Below are 16,471 nucleotides of genomic sequence, written 5' to 3'. Positions count from 1 at the left end.
CCGCGTGGAAACCGTTATCCGAACATCCGCATACTGCTGAGCCCGAGAATATCGTTCAGCAGGGCGATGCCCATTCCGACGGCGACGATCGACAGCCCGATCAGGAACAGTCGCCGAGCCCGGTCATATTTTGCGGCGAGCAGGGAGTCGCGCGCGAGCAGATCCGCAAACACCTTCACCTGAATGGCGATACCGACGGTCAGAAATGACATCGGCAGCAGATCGACGCGGCTCCAGTCATTGGGATTGGACACCCAAAGACTGATGAAATTGAGGGAGAAACCAAGAATGATCCCGGTCGCCGTCAGCGACCCGTTGCGGAAGGTGGCGTCGATCTTTTCATCTGCTTGAGGCTCGGACATGGCTTCAATCTTGACTTGCTGATGAGCTCAGAAAGACAGAAATCGCGGCGGCCGGCAAGATCGAGCGGACGTCGCCGTCGAAGAAGGCGCTGCAGCACCTCAGCCGGCAGACCGATGAAGGCTGACACCGGAAAATGAGGCTCGGCCGGGGAGATCCGCAGTGTAAAACCTTCGCCTTCCCGCCGTTTCGAGAGGAGAGTTACTGCGATCACATATCAATGGTTGCATTAGCGTGTGCTTTTTCGACTAGCCACTACCGGAGGTACCAGAATTAACACTTGCGCGCCCGCGCTGGGAAATCCACTACTGGTGTGTTGGTGTGTTCGGTGCATTTGGCGTTTGCATTGCAATAACGCGAAGGGATTGGCCTTGATGAAAGCGCTGCTGCTCGTCGATATCCAGAACGGCTTCTGTCCGGGCGGCAATCTGCCGGTGCCAGACGGCGACAAGGTGGTCCCCGTCGCAAACCGGCTGATCGACAGTGGCAGATATGATCTAATCGTCGCCTCCCAGGATTGGCATCCGCCCGGCCACGGCAGCTTCGCCTCTGCCCATCCGGGTGCCACCCCCTTCGAGATGGGCGAATTGTCCGGCAAGCCACAAATGATGTGGCCCGACCACTGTATCCAGGGTACGCTCGACGCCGAATTACATCCGGAACTGAGATCCGAAGAGATCGACCTGATCCAGCAGAAGGGCGAGGATCCCAGGATCGACAGCTATTCGGCATTCCGCGACAATGACCGCGATGCTTCGACCGGTCTTTCCAATTTTCTCCAGGAACAGGGTGTCACCGATCTCGACGTCTGCGGGCTGGCGACCGATTACTGTGTCAAGTTCTCGGCGCTCGACGCGCTCGAGATGATGCCTGGGGTGCGCGTCCGCTTCATCGAGGACGCAAGCCGCGGCATCACCCCCGAAGGTGTTGCCGCCGCCATCGACGAAATGCGGGCGCACGGCATCACTGTGATAAAAAGCGCAGATGCCTTGCGCCAATGAGCTTGCGATCGCCGGCTATTTCAACAAATAGGCATCGAATGTCTCATCGCTGCCGGCAACGGGGCCGAAGCGCTTGACCAGGGTCATCTCGCTCCGGAGTGCGGAAATGTCCTCTGGCGTCAGGGACAGCAGCCAATTGTAACTTTCGCGCAATGACACCGGCGCGGCAATTCGATCAAGCCGTTGTGAGAGAAGAACGACGACAGGAGCATGCTCGCTCTGCTGCAACTGCCGCGCCGTCTGCAGAATGTCGGCAAGGCTGAGAGAAAGCCGCGCATTGCGGGTATAGTGCACAATGGCACCGAACCGCTCCTCTCTTAGGAGATAGGTGCGATTGGAAACATAATAGGGCAAGGCTTCCACGAGATAGTCGGGATCCGCCATGATGATCGCATCCTTGAGATCAGGACGGGATTGAATGAACGAGCCGAGATCCTGGGCTCGGCTGAGCGGCATGTCGGTGAAAAGGAATTGATGGACCCTCTCGATGCCGGAAGCGACCTGCAGCGCGAGCAATATCATGAAGCACAGGCGCCCGATCTTCACGATGCCGCCGGCAGCTTCGGTGCCGGCAACATCGGCGAGGCCGGCCCGAGGCGGCAGGGTCAAAGCGGTGATTGCGATCATGAAGACCAGCCACAGCGCCTGATGCCTGTAGCTACCTGGGTAAACCAGCGTAAAAAGCAGAGAAAGCCCGAGGAGAACCAGTGCTGCTGCGAACATCGCCGGTCGCCGGTTCGCCAGCCCCAACAGACTGCCATAGATGAGCACAGCCATGAGCGACGCGAATATCCGGGCGAACAATGGATCAGCCAAGACCAGTGCAAGGATCCGGTCGGGGTAGAACGCCATGAAATAGGAACTGGGGGCGACAAGCGCCGAAAGGACAAGCAAAGCGAAATTCTTGCCCGCAAGATCGTTCTGCCCCGCATCGTTGAAGGTCGGATAGACCGTCATGACGCAGAGAACAATGCCGACGGCGGCAATGGCAGCGGCTGTCAAAAAGGCCCGATATGCGCTCAAAGGGGGTCTTGGCCGCGCCAGAACCAGATCGAAAAACCAATGGGCGAGGAAACCGCCGACGAGGACCACCGAATGGACGTTGGTATTGGCCAGCAAGGCGAACAGCAGGCCGAGCAATATTCCGTTGCGTCGGCCTTTCCCCCAGTTCAGGACGATAAGGAAGACCACCAGCATGCTGATGCCGTAATTTCGCGACATCGCCGCGTAATCGAAGATCGAAAAGCTGCTGAACAGCGACAGCAGCATGATGGGAAGGGGCAGTTTCAACCGGAAAACAAGAAGGTAGGCGGCGGCGGCCGCAATCGTCAGTGCGACGATTTTCAAGACGACGGGCGAGCCGATCATGACATGGGCGGCGCGCAGCAGGATATACCACAGGGCAGGATGCCCCTCGCCACGCAGTTGGCGAAGCATGGCGGCGAAATTGTCTCCCTGAAGGGCCAGTGACAATGCGCGAACTTCGTCACGCCATACCGTTTCGGACCAGCAAAGCGCAGACGCCAGCGCAAGCCAGGCGAGAAAGAGCATCGCCTTGGCGAGCCTGGCGGATCGAGGTTCATCAATAACAGAGACAATCAGGGCCAAATGACACCAACCTGGTGAAGGAAAGCGCCGACCGTATCGCCGCAGCCATAATTTGGCGTTAAGCGGGCCCGCCGCCCGATTTTCAGGCGCTGGATTTCTGCTCTCTCTCAAGAAGATGAATATCTTCGGCCACGTCTTCCATTCTCTTCAGTAGGGCAGCCTGGGCATCTCTCAGCCCTCGATTGTAGAAGTACGGGCCAATCTCCTCGGTAAAAAAATCGAGCAGGAATTCGGCCGGCAGCATGCCGATGGGATCAAGTTCGCGGTCGAAATAAGCGCGGATGCGTGCAACGATCTCAGTCTTTTCTTCCCTGGAAAATTCGATCTTCTGCACGTCTGCCTCTCCGACAAATGCAATCACCACGTTGATGCTTCAGCGAAATCGATTGGTCAATCAACGAAATTCAATTGTCGCGGAAGACCATAGCTCATAAGGGAAACCTGAATTTCCAACAGGACACTCACATGAATCGCGCCGACTTTGTTGAAGGTTTGCGGGGCGGCTCGGCCGTTGCACTGGCATCGGCGCCCTTTGGCGCGCTGTTCGGAGCGCTGGCGGTTGAAAACGGCATGTCGCTTTCCGAGGCCGCCTTCATGAGCGCCACGGTCTATGCAGGCGCCAGCCAGATGGTCGGCATCGAACTCTTCGGCCACAATGTCCATGCCTGGCTGATCGTGCTGTCGATCCTTGCCGTCAATTTCCGCCACGTGCTCTATTCCGCGGCCTTAGCGCGCTACATCGGCCATTTCAGCTCGGTGCAGAAATTCTTCACCTTCTTCCTGCTCGTCGATCCGCAATTTGCGGCGGCGGTCAAGCGCGGCGAAGCCGGCAAGCCGCTCACCTTCGCCTGGTATCTCGGCTTCGGCATCATCATCTACATCCCCTGGGTGCTGATCAGCATCGCCGGCGGCATGCTCGGCGGCTTCATCGGCGATCCCAAGGCGATCGGCCTCGATATCCTGTTGCCAGCCTATTTTCTCGGCATTGTCGTTGGTTTCCGCAAGCGCGACAATTTCCTGCCGGTGGCGCTCGTCAGCGCGGTGGCATCAGTGCTCGCCTACCGTTACGTCGGCTCGCCCTGGCATGTCAGCCTGGGTGCGGCCGCCGGCATCGTGCTGGCTGCCCTGCTGCCGCTGCCGCGCGAGGTGCCGGATCTCGAAGCCGACGCCCTTCAATCCGAAGTGCACGAGGTCTGAGCCATGGAATTCGATCTCCACATGGCGCTCGTCATCCTCGCCGCTGCAGTCGCCACCTTCGCCACCCGGATCGGCGGCTATATCCTCATCACCCGAATGAAGAGCATTCCCCCGCGGGTGGAAGCGGCGCTGAATGCCGTGCCGGCCGCCGTGCTGACGACTCTTGTCGCACCTGCCTTCTTCATCGGCGGCTGGGAATCGAAACTGGCGCTGATCGTTGCCCTTATCGTCGGTCTGCGCATTGCTCATACATGGATGCTGGTTGCCGCCTGGGTTGTCGTGATGGCATGGCGCTACACGATCGGCGCCTAGCCCTGCCTTGCGCCTGAAAGATGCGCGACCTTGCAGCCCGAAAGCAGTGTCCGCCACCTCTTGCCTAATATTCGAGCGGCAGCGTCGCGTTTTCGAGCCAAGCCCTGACGTCGTGATCGTGGATCAGCGGCATCAGCGCCTCGCATGTGCGGCGGTGATAGTCGTTGAACCAATGCAGCTCATCATGGGTCAGAAGCTCGGGAATGACGAGGCTGCGGTCGATCGGGCAGAAGGTCAGCGTCTCGAAGCCGAGCATCGGCATGTCGCCGCCGTCAATCTCCTCGGCGCCGCGCACATAGATCAGGTTCTCGATGCGGATGCCGAAGCTGCCCGGCCGATAATAACCGGGTTCGTTCGAAAGGATCATGCCGGGCAGCAGCTCCTGCGTCGAGAGCCTGGAGATGCGCTGCGGTCCCTCATGCACCGAGAGATAGGAGCCGACTCCGTGGCCTGTGCCATGGGCAAAATCGGCGCCTGCCCGCCACAGTGCGATGCGCGCCAGCGGATCGAGGTCGCAGCCGCGTGTACCCTTCGGGAAACGTGCCGTGCTGATCTGGATCATTCCCTTGAGCACCATCGTGAAGAAACGGCGATGCTCCTCTGAAACCGTGCCGATTCCGACCGTGCGGGTAATATCGGTCGTGCCGTTGATATATTGCGCACCGGAATCGATGAGGAAGAGTTCGCCTGCCTCGATCATCCGGTTGGTCTCGGTGGTGACGCGATAATGCATGATCGCTGCATGTTCGCCGGCGCCCGAGATCGTATCGAAGGAAATGTCCTTCAGCGGGTTCTGCATGCTTTGGCCGACACGGGCGCGCACCGCCTCCAGATGTTCGGCGGCGGCGATCTCGCTTACGCTGCCTGGTTTCTCCTGCGACAGCCAATAAAGGAATTCCACCATCGCTGCTCCATCCTGCAGATGTGCAGCGGCCGAGCCGTTGATTTCGACGTCGTTTTTCACAGCACGCGGCAGCTTGGCGGGATCGGCGCCCTCCACCACTTCACCGCCAGCCCGGCGGATGATCTCCGCCAGCGCATGAGAGGCGATATCAGCGTCGATCAGCACGCGGCCGCCGTCCCTGGAAACGGCAGCGAGCCTCTCTTCGAGCGCCGAAGGCGGCAGCTGCGTGCAGATCTGCCCGAGATAGGCTTCGGGCTCGATGCCTGTCTTGCGCTTGTCGAGGAAGAGTTCGGCCCGTCCGTCGGCATGAATGATAGCGCGCGCCAGCGGATGCGGCGTGTGCGGCACGTCGGCGCCGCGGATATTGAAGATCCAGGCAACCGACGAGGGATCGGCGATCAGCACCGCAGCAAGGTTTTTCTTCGAAAGATCGGCAGCTATCGTCGCAATCTTGTCGCTCGCCAGCACGCCGGCCTGGGCAACATTCTGGATGGTGACGGCGCCGAGCGGCTCGGCGGGCCGGTCGTGCCAGAGCCTGTCGAGCGGATTGTACGGCAGGAAGACCAACGTCCCGCCGATCTGCGCCAGTGCTTTTTCCAGGCGCCGTACCTCCGCGCCCGCGTGCAGCCAGGGATCGATGCCGAGCCTCAGCCCCTTGCTTCCGTTTGCGGCAAGCCAGACATGCGGCGGCTCGTTGACGAGATCACCACCCGAGAACACCGAGCCGTCGACCTGTTCGGCCAGTTGCGTCACATAGCGCCCGTCGACGAAGACGATCGCTTGGGTCCGCAGGATCAGCGCAATGCCCGCCGAGCCGGTGAAGCCCGTCAGCCATGCCAGGCGCTCGGAGCAGGCCGGAACATATTCGCCGTTGAATTCGTCGGCGCGCGGCACGAGGAAGGCATCTATGCCGAGCGCATCGAATCCGGCACGCAACGCCGAAACCCGATCCTTGCCGAACTGCGGCGTGGAGGTGACCTCGAAAGACTGGAACATGCTGGGAAATCCGAATGGTTGAAACGAATCCGGTTAATGGGATGCGCGCCATGTTAGCGAAATTTCAATCGATGGGGAGAAAAAGCGACGAAACGAGTCGAAGTCACTGCCGACGCTCGTCATTTTGACAGAACGATGACGCCAAGAGTTTATTTGGCACGCTTTATGCATTGGCCGCATGGCTCCCATGAGGAAAACCCTCTGCCTCCGCATTTCAGAATAGCTATATAGGCGCCATCGAACAGTTCGGATGAACAGCAAACAAAGGTTTTTGAAATGACCGCCTCTCTCTCGCGCTTCGCATATAGCAGCCCGGTACAGGCTGGCGAACGCCAGACCGTGCGTCACGTGATCGGCGCCCGCCGCCCGCAGAACGAGGACAGCCTCAAGCTGCTCGGTGCCGGTCAGCGCGTCACGCGCCACCAGGGCGCACCCAGCTACGCGTTCTAAGCTTAAAGCCTGTTCGTCTCCTCCCTCCCGGACAGGCCCATTGGAATGCAGTAGAGCCCGCTTGAGCACTCCTCCTCCTTCGAGCTCGCGGGCGTTGGCCGGATAGGCCGGTCTAAGGCGGTGCCACTGGCGCCGCCTTTTTCTTTTGTCTGAAGGGAGCTATTGTTTTTAGACAGCGCCAAAAGCAGTTTGTCTCCCATGGCGCGCGCAAACCTCCACCTCCCTCATTCCTGTGCTCGTCACAGGAATCCAGCGTGCCCAAGTCCTTGGGCACAAGAGACTCTCTTCAATCGCTCATAAAGCTATTCACCGCGCAGACGCGCGGTGGCTGGATTCCTGTGACGAGCAGCCGCGCCTTGGCAACGGTAAATGTTTCAGGGCGAGTTTGAGCTTCGTAGCGAAAACTCAAGGCCGATCGAAATGAATTGTCACCCAACCGTTCCGCCAGATCGTCCTGACATGGCGGAGCCGAGCGCCACTATAGGCGGCGATCACCTTCCACCGTTGTGACGCGAGAATGCCCGAAAGAATCACCGAACCGCCGGGCGCAAGATACGTAGCGAGCTTTGGCGCCATTCGGATCAACGGCCGGGCGAGAATATTGGCGATGATAAGGTCGAATGGGCCATGCTCCAAGAAAGCCGTCGAATGAAAGCCCGGCGCGGTCTTCGTGACGATGCCCGACGCGATGCCGTTGCGTTGTACGTTCTCAGCCGCGACCCGCGTCGCGATCGGATCGATATCGGTCGCAAGCACCGGTATATTTTTGAGCTTGCGCACCGCGATCGCCAGAACGCCACTGCCGGTGCCGAGATCGAGCGCGTTGCGAACCCGGCGCGAACGCACCACGGCATCGATCATCTCCAAGCAACCGGCCGTTGTGCCGTGATGGCCGGTGCCGAAGGCTTGGCCGGCATCGATCTCGATGGCGATGTCGCCGGAGAGGACCTTGTCGCGGTCATGCGAGCCATGCACCAGGAAGCGCCCTGCCCTGACCGGCTTCAGCCCTTCGAGCGATTTCGCCACCCAATCGACATCCGGGATGACTTCTCGCAACAGCTGAGCATCGGGAAAAGCAACCTTCAGCGCCGCCTCGATGCGGGAGCGCACATCTGACTCGTCCTCGGTCATCATATAGACCGAGGCTTCCCAGACATCCTTCCTTTCATCGATTTCGGTGGTGCCGATGGCAAAGTCTTCTTCGCCGAGGACTTGGGTCAGGAGGTCGAGGATCGCTTCTGCCTCGCTTTCGGTGGTCGACACGTAAAGGCGGATTTCACTCACGATAGGCGGTCTTTCCCGTTTCCGTTGCCCGCCACCGGTCGAGCCAACGCCCTATCACGCTGAAGCCGTCATCCCTTACTGACGAGATTCTCCAGTTTCTTTACCGCCGTGTCCGGATTTTCGCCATAGGCGATCGTTCCGGCAAACCGCCCGGCTGAATCGAGCAGGAATACCGAGGCAGTATGATCCATCGTATAGTCGCCGTTTGGATCCTTCTCGTCGACCGGCACCTTTTTGGCATAGACGCGGAACCCCTTGATGACTTCGGCGATCTTGTCGGGCGGGCCTGAAATGCCGGTAATGCGTTTGGAAACGTTGGAGACGTACTCGTTCATGATCTCGGGCGTATCGCGTTCCGGATCGACGGTCACGAAATAGGCCTGCAGTTTGTCACCATGGGGATCGACCTTCTCCATCCAACCGTTCAGCTCGAAAAGCGTCGTCGGGCAGACTTCCGGGCAATGGGTAAAGCCGAAGAACAATGCCGTCGGCTTGCCGCGCAACGCCTGTTCGGTGATCGGCTGGCCGCTTTGAGAAACCAGCGTGAAAGGCACGCCGAAGGGAGCTTCCGCCACGACATCCCGCGACTTCATGGAATAACTCACCGCGCCGAGAACTCCGGCAAGTATCAGAACACCGATCCAGACGGCGATGCGGAATGTCTTCATGGCGTGATCCTCGATCGGGCGGATTTGCCACCCGCCCCTGTCGGCGTGATTATCGTCTCGGCCGAAGGCGCGCAATTCAAGAATATGTTTTTTGACCCGTGATTAATTGTCTCACGAACCGCAGCCGTCGATCACCCGAAAGTCAGCCTGCCAGACTTGGCGTTCATCAAAAAAGCATTGCGCTTGAACGACTTCCCTTCTGCCCGAACCGACGATCTCACGATCAACACCATTAGGAAAGGCTTAAACCGTCATGTCTATATTTAGCGGTGCGTGCGGCGTGATCGAGCCGTTCTGACATGAAGTCTGCCGAGTGGCGAAACCTCCGGACGTCCGCATGAGGGTAGGAAAAAGATAAACCCCGCGCGGTTTATGGGAGGTCTTTTCATGACGAAATCAGCAGTGCGCAAGAGCCTGTCGGTCAGCCAGCGGCTCTGGACGCTCGGCGGCGCGGCCTTCATTGGTTTCGGCACGATGCTCGGCATCGGCTGGTACGAAAATGTGCGGGTCGAGGCCAGCTTGCGTCGCGCCGGCGAAATACAGACGAGCGTCAATCATATCGATGACATGCGGGTTGCGAACTTGACGATGGTCCTGGCCGCCATGGACATCATCGTCGACAAGGATGACAAGGTGGTGGAGCCGGCACGCCTTAAGCTGATCGGCGACTCCCTCGCCGCCCTTACCAGCGGCTCGAAGGAAATGCGTCTGCTCGCCGACGAGATGAATGACGGCAATCTGCTAAAGAGTTACGACGCCGACGTCGCCGCAATGGGTAAGGCCATCCAGACCGATCTAGTCGCGCTGGTTCAGCAGGGCGCGCCCGATGCGGACTTCGACAAGATCGACGACGCGATCGATAGCGCCGGCGACGAGCTGACCGCGACCCTCGACAAGCTGGCCGCTGACGGCACCATTTTCGCCCAACAACATGTCGAGCTCGCCAATGCCGTATCGCGGGAGGCCCTCATCCTGCAGATCGGCCTCGGTGTCCTGGCCATCCTCACAATGGGCGTCCTGCAATATGTCCATGGCGGCTCGATCCGGCGCGGCATCGGCGCCGTGCGCCAGAGCATGCAGCGCATCATGAGCGGCGACCTAGCCAGCGACGTTCAGGAAAAGAACCGCGGCGACGAGATCGGCGAAATGGCCCGCGCCGCCGACAGCTTCCGCCTCGCCGCCATCGAAAAACGCGACCTTGAAGCCCAGACTCAGACCGAAAGGCAACGCAGCGATGCCGAGCACCGTGCCCGCGAAGCCGCCAAGCTTGCCGATGCTGAAGCTCTGAACGCCGCCGTCAGCGCTCTCGGCGCCGGCCTCACCCGTCTGTCGGGCGGCGATGTGACCGTAACGATCGACCAGCCGTTCCGCGACGAGCTGGAGCGCTTGCGCCTGGATTTCAACCAGACGACCGTGACGCTGCGCAAAGCGATGAGCGACATCGCCATCAACAGCAGCTCGATCGAAGCGAACAGCCGCCAGATGCGCGCCGCCGCCGACGACCTCGCCAAACGCACCGAGCAGCAGGCCGCCTCGCTGGAAGAGACCTCCGCCGCCCTCGACCAGATCACCGCCACCGTCCGTAACGCCACCAACCGCGCCGAGGAAGTGGGCCACATGGTCTCTCACACCCGCGAAAATACAGCGAAGTCGGACATCGTCGTTGGTGATGCGATGGCCGCGATGGAGCGAATCGAGGGCGCCTCCCGCGAGATCGGCAAGATCATCAACGTCATCGACGAGATCGCGTTCCAGACGAACCTCCTCGCGCTCAACGCCGGTGTCGAGGCAGCGCGTGCCGGCGAGGCCGGCAAGGGTTTTGCCGTTGTCGCCCAGGAAGTGCGCGAACTCGCTGGCCGTGCTGCGGGTGCTGCCAAGGATATCAAGGCCTTGATCGGAAAATCCGGCGAGGAAGTGAAGATCGGCGGCGAACTGGTGACGGCCGCAGGTGAAGCGCTTCGCCAGATCGGCGAGGATGTTCTGCGCATCGATGAGCATGTTAAATCAATCGTAACCTCTGCGCGCGAACAATCGGTTGGATTGAACGAAATCAATACTTCGATCAGCCAGATGGATCAGGTCACGCAGAAGAACGCGGCCATGGTGGAAGAGACGAACGCCGCAAGCCATACGCTCGCCATCGATGCCGAAAACCTGACGCAGTTGGTCAAGCAGTTCAAGACCGGCGAGGGCATGAGCGCCCGGCAAACGCCGCGAGAGGCAACGGCCGCCTCGCATTCGAGACCTTCTCCCGCACGCAGCCTGATAGGCAAAGTCGCGGGCGCATTCAACGGCGGTTCCGCCGCCAAAGCCATCGCCGCTCCCGCCGGGGACAACTGGGAAGAATTCTGATCATGAACAACAACGCCATCAAGCAGTCAGGCGCCTACCTCGAAATCGTTTCGTTCCACCTGGGCGACCAGGAGTTCTGCATCGACATCATGGCCATCCGCGAAATCCGTGGGTGGGCGCCGGTGACGCCGATGCCGCACACCCCGCCCTACGTTCTCGGCCTCATCAACCTGCGCGGCGCGGTGATCCCGGTCATCGACATGGCCTGCCGCCTCGGCATGAAGATGACCGAGCCTTCCGAGCGTTCGGCGATCATCGTCACTGACATCGCGGGCAAGCTGGTTGGTCTGCTGGTCGAGCAGGTTTCCGACATGATGACGATCAAGAGCGAAGACCTGCAGCCGCCGCCGGAAATCATCCCGGAAGCCCAGCGCGCCTTCTGCCGTGGCATCGTCGCGCTGGAGAAGACCATGGTCTGCTTCCTGAACCTCGATACGGTCATCGCCGACGAGCTGAATCAGGCGGCTTGATATTTATCACCAGAGAGATTGCGAAGGCTCGGCTCGTCCGGGCCTTTTCGTTTTGGAAGACGTGACTGATCTGACCTATTGACCTGATGCCCCTCTCCTCCCTCATCCCTGTGCTTGTCACAGAGATCCAGCCACCGAGCGTCTGCGCGGTGAATGACCATCGCTCGGGCGGAGAGTCTTCTGCGCCAAAAGACTTGGGCGCGCTGGGTCCCTATGACAAGCACAGGGATGAGGGAGTTTGGGGAGACGACTCACCCCCTTCCTAACATCCGCAACCCTACTATGGCTTCCCATTCTTCCACGTCACATTCTGCCCATAGAGCGGAATGGTCGAAATCGACATCTTCGCCGAGCCGTCCGTCAACTCCCGCGAATGGGCGAGATAGATCAGCGTGTCGTTGCTCTTGTCGTAAATGCGGTTGACAACGAGCGTCTTCCAGATCAGCGACATGCCCTGACGAAACACCTCGCTGCCGTCCCTGGAGAGGTCGATGTTGCCGATCTCTATGGGGCCTGTCTGCCGGCATGCGATGGAATTGTTGGACGGATCTTCGAACCAGTTGCCGTTCTTGAAGCGATCGATCAGGCTGCGATCGAAATAGGTGACGTGGCAGGTGACACCCTTGACCTCGGGATCGGAAAGTGCCTCGACGATGATGTCGTTGCCGATCCAGTCGACCCCGACCTTGCCGACGACCTCGGCCGAGGTGGCGCCCGCGGAAATGGCAGCGAAGGAAAATGCGGCGAGAAAAAACGTGCGCAGCTTGGACATGGCGGCTCCCTGGATGATCCGCATCCTAGATAAGCATGCCCACAGGCTTTGCAAGAAAGCGCCGCTGCGGCGCGGGACACTCAGCCCTTCCTGCAGGTGCAGGGCTCATAGCCCCTCGCCGTCAACCGCCCCGGCGTCATTCCGATCAGCGCCGGGATCGCCTCCACGGCTTTCGCCTTGACTGCCTTCGCCATTTCGATCGCCGCTGCCGCGCAGACCGCCGCATCTTCGGCGGCGTTGTGGTGCATGAAACGCAGCCCAAGATGCTCGGCGATCAGGTTCAGCCGATGTGAGAGGAAATGTGGCCAGATCCGCTGCGCCATCTTCAGGCTGCAGAGATAGGTCAGTTCCGGATAGGATTGCCGGTAGAGATCGAGGCTCGCCCGCCAGACGCTGAAATCGAAGGCCGCGTTGTGCGCGATCATCGTCGCGCCGCTGATATCATCGTAGAACTCGTCCATCACCTCGGGAAACTCCGGCGCATCCTCGACATGCTCCGGCCGGATACCGTGGATCGCGATGTTCATGCCGGAAAACCGCATGTTGCGCGGCCGGATCAGCCTCTCCTCGACACGCGTCACCCGCCCCTCTTCGATCCAGGCAAGGCCGACCGAGCAAGCGCTGCCGCGCTGCTCATTGGCAGTCTCGAAATCGATGGCGATGGTCGTCAAGGACAAATATCCGAATCGTCTGCCCTACCGGAATAATCATAGCGGCGCGCGAAGGCAAATTTCGACCTGTTGACATCCACACCGATGGGGAAACTTCCGCGCATGATCAACTCTGTGACCCTTACCATGTATCATATCGCCACGACCCTTCCGGGGTACGCGGGAGCGATGGTGCGTCACTAGCCGTCCGATCATCCCGAGAACCCTGCCGAGGCGAGCAGAGTTTTCGAAAAGCCGGCTCTCCTCCCCTGAAATCCAAGGAGGCCATCCAATGTCTGAAACCGAAGAGAATAAACCCCGCGACCGAGCTGGCGTCGTCGTGCGCGCCGTCCGTCTTTCCGATGCCGAGGAAATCAGCGATCTCATAAATTTGCCGGGCTATCGGGCAGGCACGCTGCGGCCGCCCTACCAGCGGGTCGAAGAGGTCCGCAAGAACATGGAAAATCCTTCGCCAGGCGCGCTTAACCTCGTCGTCACGCTGGAGGGCAAGATCGTCGGCAATTGCGGCCTCAACCGCCTCGGCGGCCGCCGGCAACACGTCGCCAGCATCGGCATGGGCGTGCATGACGACTTCACCGGCCGCGGGTTCGGCCTTATCTTGCTTGGTGCGATGGTCGACGCCGCCGACGACTGGCTCGACGTCAAACGGCTGGAACTGACCGTCTACACGGATAATGAGGCCGCGATCGCCCTCTACGAGAAATTCGGTTTCGAGAAGGAAGGGCTCCTGCGCGCATTCGCCTACCGCGCCGGAGAATATGTCGACGCCTACACGATGGCGCGGCTGAGGACTGAGACAAAGGGCCATCGACACCGACGTCAAACGCAGGGAGGGCCTGCCAAACGCTCCTTCGTCATACTCGAGCTTGTCCCGAGCATCTGCAACGATCGATACAGGGGAGATCCTCGACACAAAGCCGAGGATGACTCCGAGGAACCCTCAAGGCCTTCACACCGATCTCCTACCCGCCAATCAGCGCCAGCCACTCATCCTCGTCCATCGTCTGGACGCCGAGCTCACGCGCCTTGTCGAGCTTCGAGCCGGCGCCAGGGCCGGCGACGACGATATCGGTTTTCTTCGACACCGAGCCCGCCACCTTGGCGCCGAGACTTTCGGCCCTCGCCTTCGCCTCGTCGCGGGTGAATTTTTCGAGCGAACCAGTGAAGACCACCGTCTTGCCGGCGACCGGGCTGCCTGACGTGACCGGTTGTTCGGCCTCCGTAGGCGTCACCTCGTCGAGCAGGCGGCCGATCACCTCGATATTGCGTGGCTCCTTGTAGAACTCGACCATGGCGCGCGCCACGACCTCGCCGATGCCCTCGATAGTGTTGAGATCGTTCCAGGCATCGCCGGAAAGCGGTGCCGCCTCCTTCATCGCGGTCGCAAAGGCCTCATAGGTGCCGTAGGAGCGCGCCAAGAGCTTTGCCGTGGTCTCGCCGACATGGCGGATCCCGAGCGCATAGATGAAGCGGTGGAGCGCGATGCTGCGCCGCTCGTTGATCGCCGCATAGAGCTTGCCGACGCTGACCTTGCCGAAGCCGTCGATATTCTCCAGCTTGGTGAGCGAGGATTGCTGGCGCTTCTCCAGCGTGAAAATCTCCGGGGCCGTGCGGATCTGCAGCGACGGGTCCTCGTTTTCAAAGAAGAAGTCGATCTGCTTCGAACCGAGCCCTTCGATATCGAAGGCATTGCGCGACACGAAATGCTTCAGGTGCTCTGTCGCCTGCGCCCGGCAGATAAAGCCGCCGGTGCAGCGACGCACCGAATCCATCTTGCCGGTCTTCTCGTTGACCTCGCGCACCGCGTGCGAACCGCAGACCGGGCATGTCTTCGGAAATTCGTAAGACCTTGCCGCCTCCGGCCGCTTCTCCATCACGACATCGAGGATCTGTGGAATGACGTCGCCGGCGCGCTGGACGATGACGGTATCGCCCTCGCGGATATCGTGTTCCTCCGGCCGGATGCGCTCGCCGCTATTGCCGATGCCCTTGATGTAATCCTCATTATGCAGCGTCGCATTGGTGACGACGACGCCGCCGACCGTGATCGGCTTCAGCCGCGCCACAGGCGTCAGCGCCCCGGTGCGGCCGACCTGGATCTCGATCTTCTCGACCTCGGTAAAGGCCTGCTCGGCCGGGAATTTATGCGCCGTCGCCCAGCGTGGGCTGCGCGAACGGAAGCCCAGGCGCTGCTGCAGTTCCAGGCTGTCGACCTTGTAGACGACGCCGTCGATATCGTAATCGAGATCCGGGCGCTTGAGGCCGATCTCATCGTAATGCGCCAGGATGTCGGCGACCGAATTCAGCCGCTTCATCAGCGGATTGACCGGAAATCCCCAATCCTTGAAGGTCTGCACCATGGAAAATTGCGTATCGGCCGGCATGTCAGACATCTCGCCCCAGGCATAGGCAAAGAATTTCAGCTTGCGGCTCGCCGTCACCTTGGCATCGAGCTGGCGCAGCGACCCCGCTGCCGTGTTGCGCGGATTGACATAGGTTTGTTTGCCCTCCGCCTCCATCTGCCGGTTCAGCGCCAGGAAATCGCTCTTGGCCATATAGACTTCGCCGCGGATCTCCACGACCGTGGGAACGCCCTTCGGCAATTGGTTGGGTATTTCGGCGATCGTCCGGATATTGGCGGTGACGTTCTCGCCCGTGGTGCCGTCGCCGCGCGTGGCAGCCGTCGTCAGCCTGCCGTTCTCGTAGCGGATCGACATCGAAAGCCCGTCGATCTTCGGTTCGGCGGTAAAGGCGATCGACTGGTCCGGCAGGCGACCGAGGAAGCGATAAACGCTGGCGACGAAATCCTGCACGTCCTCCTGCGAAAAGGTGTTGTCGAGCGACAGCATCGGCCGCGCGTGGACGACGGGCGAGAAGGTGACCGAGGGCGCAGCACCGACCCGCCGCGACGGGCTGTCCTCACGGATCAACTCGGGAAACCGCGCTTCCAGCGCATCGTTGCGGCGCTTCAATGCGTCGTAATCGGCATCCGAAATCTCCGGCCGGTCCTTGCCGTGGTAGAGCGCATCGTGATGCGCGATCTCCTTCGCCAGCCGTTCGAGCTCGACAGCAGCCTCTTCGATCGTCACCGTATCGACGGCGGAACTTTCGGTGGACATGGAACATCACTCCAGAGAATCTGGCCAGAAATCTGCATTGTTTTTAGAGCAAAATCGACGGATGAAAAGAGAGGCTGCATATCCCGTATCGGGAAGATCGACCCGCCGGCTTCTCCACCCTTATTCCTGTGCCTGTCACAAGAATCCAGCCACGGCGCGTCCGCGCCGTGAATGACTTACAGGTCGGCAAACAATCTCTCGCACCCAAAGAGTTGGGCGTTCCGGATCCCTGTGACGAGCACAGGGATGAGGGAAGTTGAGGTAGGCGTATGCACCAGACCTCTGCTCACGACACCGTTGTCGCCGT

General features: G+C 60.3%; 15 protein-coding genes and 1 pseudogene. 7 read left to right on the top strand and 9 right to left on the bottom strand.

Annotated elements, in window-relative coordinates:
* Positions 1-14: 14 nt before the first annotated feature.
* Positions 15-362 carry a hypothetical protein gene (locus tag J7U39_RS04790; protein ID WP_097598119.1) on the bottom strand — a complete coding sequence of 116 codons (348 nt, stop codon included), beginning with the start codon at positions 360-362 and terminating at the stop codon, positions 15-17.
* Positions 363-734: 372 nt separating this feature from the next.
* Between J7U39_RS04790 and pncA the strand changes: the two genes are divergently transcribed.
* On the top strand, positions 735-1,361 hold the full coding sequence (gene pncA, locus J7U39_RS04785) for a bifunctional nicotinamidase/pyrazinamidase (protein WP_210630638.1): 627 nt from the start codon (positions 735-737) through the stop codon (positions 1,359-1,361).
* A 15-nt stretch (positions 1,362-1,376) separates the two neighbouring features.
* Here pncA and J7U39_RS04780 read toward each other — a convergent pair whose 3' ends face one another.
* Both J7U39_RS04780 and J7U39_RS04775 read right to left on the bottom strand, forming a co-directional pair.
* Positions 1,377-2,969: a hypothetical protein gene (locus tag J7U39_RS04780; protein ID WP_210630637.1), complete on the bottom strand. Its 1,593-nt coding sequence runs from the start codon at positions 2,967-2,969 to the stop codon at positions 1,377-1,379.
* A gap of 82 nt (positions 2,970-3,051) precedes the next feature.
* Positions 3,052-3,303, bottom strand: coding sequence for a DUF2164 domain-containing protein (locus J7U39_RS04775; protein WP_210630636.1), 252 nt, complete (start codon positions 3,301-3,303; stop codon positions 3,052-3,054).
* Positions 3,304-3,434: 131 nt separating this feature from the next.
* Here J7U39_RS04775 and J7U39_RS04770 point away from each other — a divergent pair, with 131 nt between their 5' ends.
* A complete protein-coding gene (locus J7U39_RS04770; protein ID WP_210630635.1) occupies positions 3,435-4,166 on the top strand; it encodes an AzlC family ABC transporter permease in 732 nt (243 codons plus the stop codon).
* Positions 4,167-4,169: 3 nt separating this feature from the next.
* Entirely contained in the window at positions 4,170-4,478 is a 309-nt protein-coding gene (locus tag J7U39_RS04765) for an AzlD family protein (RefSeq protein ID WP_210630634.1), read from the top strand.
* 64 nt (positions 4,479-4,542) lie between these two features.
* Here J7U39_RS04765 and J7U39_RS04760 read toward each other — a convergent pair whose 3' ends face one another.
* Positions 4,543-6,378 (bottom strand): aminopeptidase P family protein, encoded by a 1,836-nt coding sequence (locus J7U39_RS04760; protein WP_210630633.1) that lies wholly within the window; start codon positions 6,376-6,378, stop codon positions 4,543-4,545.
* 276 nt (positions 6,379-6,654) lie between these two features.
* Between J7U39_RS04760 and J7U39_RS04755 the strand changes: the two genes are divergently transcribed.
* Complete coding sequence (locus tag J7U39_RS04755) at positions 6,655-6,828, top strand: hypothetical protein (RefSeq protein ID WP_004668779.1); 174 nt, start codon at positions 6,655-6,657, stop codon at positions 6,826-6,828.
* A 405-nt stretch (positions 6,829-7,233) separates the two neighbouring features.
* Here the strand turns inward: J7U39_RS04755 and J7U39_RS04750 are convergent, their stop codons facing one another.
* The gene (locus J7U39_RS04750; RefSeq protein ID WP_210630632.1) at positions 7,234-8,112 is read right to left on the bottom strand and encodes a 50S ribosomal protein L11 methyltransferase; all 879 of its coding nucleotides are present in this window, start codon (positions 8,110-8,112) and stop codon (positions 7,234-7,236) included.
* Between the two features lie 68 nt (positions 8,113-8,180).
* A complete protein-coding gene (locus J7U39_RS04745; protein ID WP_210630631.1) occupies positions 8,181-8,780 on the bottom strand; it encodes an SCO family protein in 600 nt (199 codons plus the stop codon).
* Positions 8,781-9,167: 387 nt separating this feature from the next.
* On the opposite strand from J7U39_RS04745, the gene J7U39_RS04740 reads away from it, so the two are divergent.
* Positions 9,168-11,132 (top strand): HAMP domain-containing methyl-accepting chemotaxis protein, encoded by a 1,965-nt coding sequence (locus J7U39_RS04740; protein ID WP_210630630.1) that lies wholly within the window; start codon positions 9,168-9,170, stop codon positions 11,130-11,132.
* 2 nt (positions 11,133-11,134) lie between these two features.
* A complete protein-coding gene (locus J7U39_RS04735) occupies positions 11,135-11,602 on the top strand; it encodes a chemotaxis protein CheW (RefSeq protein ID WP_004668786.1) in 468 nt (155 codons plus the stop codon).
* A gap of 280 nt (positions 11,603-11,882) precedes the next feature.
* On the opposite strand, the gene J7U39_RS04730 is transcribed toward J7U39_RS04735, so the two are convergent.
* Positions 11,883-12,374 (bottom strand): CreA family protein, encoded by a 492-nt coding sequence (locus tag J7U39_RS04730; RefSeq protein WP_210630629.1) that lies wholly within the window; start codon positions 12,372-12,374, stop codon positions 11,883-11,885.
* 80 nt (positions 12,375-12,454) lie between these two features.
* A complete protein-coding gene (locus J7U39_RS04725) occupies positions 12,455-13,045 on the bottom strand; it encodes a 3'-5' exonuclease (RefSeq protein ID WP_210630628.1) in 591 nt (196 codons plus the stop codon).
* 271 nt (positions 13,046-13,316) lie between these two features.
* On the opposite strand from J7U39_RS04725, the pseudogene J7U39_RS04720 reads away from it, so the two are divergent.
* Positions 13,317-13,835, top strand: a pseudogene (locus tag J7U39_RS04720) (GNAT family N-acetyltransferase); the annotation flags it as partial.
* Positions 13,836-14,007: 172 nt separating this feature from the next.
* Here J7U39_RS04720 and ligA read toward each other — a convergent pair.
* Entirely contained in the window at positions 14,008-16,164 is a 2,157-nt protein-coding gene (ligA, locus tag J7U39_RS04715; RefSeq protein ID WP_210630627.1) for an NAD-dependent DNA ligase LigA, read from the bottom strand.
* Positions 16,165-16,471 lie beyond the last annotated feature (307 nt).

The organism is Rhizobium sp. NLR16a (genome assembly GCF_017948245.1).
Classification (GTDB): domain Bacteria; phylum Pseudomonadota; class Alphaproteobacteria; order Rhizobiales; family Rhizobiaceae; genus Rhizobium.
The sequence above is the reverse complement of the archived record's forward strand: the minus strand, read 5'-3'. Positions and strand labels throughout refer to the sequence as shown.

What these genes read in the sequence shown, in the direction of transcription:
- J7U39_RS04730 (WP_210630629.1), bottom strand. Translation starts at nt 12,374, where the DNA reads ATGTCCAAGCTGCGCACGTTTTTTCTCGCCGCATTTTCCTTCGCTGCC.
- J7U39_RS04760 (WP_210630633.1), bottom strand. Translation starts at nt 6,378, where the DNA reads ATGTTCCAGTCTTTCGAGGTCACCTCCACGCCGCAGTTCGGCAAGGAT.
- J7U39_RS04745 (WP_210630631.1), bottom strand. Translation starts at nt 8,780, where the DNA reads ATGAAGACATTCCGCATCGCCGTCTGGATCGGTGTTCTGATACTTGCC.
- J7U39_RS04735 (WP_004668786.1), top strand. Translation starts at nt 11,135, where the DNA reads ATGAACAACAACGCCATCAAGCAGTCAGGCGCCTACCTCGAAATCGTT.
- J7U39_RS04770 (WP_210630635.1), top strand. Translation starts at nt 3,435, where the DNA reads ATGAATCGCGCCGACTTTGTTGAAGGTTTGCGGGGCGGCTCGGCCGTT.
- pncA (WP_210630638.1), top strand. Translation starts at nt 735, where the DNA reads ATGAAAGCGCTGCTGCTCGTCGATATCCAGAACGGCTTCTGTCCGGGC.
- J7U39_RS04740 (WP_210630630.1), top strand. Translation starts at nt 9,168, where the DNA reads ATGACGAAATCAGCAGTGCGCAAGAGCCTGTCGGTCAGCCAGCGGCTC.
- ligA (WP_210630627.1), bottom strand. Translation starts at nt 16,164, where the DNA reads ATGTCCACCGAAAGTTCCGCCGTCGATACGGTGACGATCGAAGAGGCT.
- J7U39_RS04790 (WP_097598119.1), bottom strand. Translation starts at nt 362, where the DNA reads ATGTCCGAGCCTCAAGCAGATGAAAAGATCGACGCCACCTTCCGCAAC.
- J7U39_RS04765 (WP_210630634.1), top strand. Translation starts at nt 4,170, where the DNA reads ATGGAATTCGATCTCCACATGGCGCTCGTCATCCTCGCCGCTGCAGTC.
- J7U39_RS04755 (WP_004668779.1), top strand. Translation starts at nt 6,655, where the DNA reads ATGACCGCCTCTCTCTCGCGCTTCGCATATAGCAGCCCGGTACAGGCT.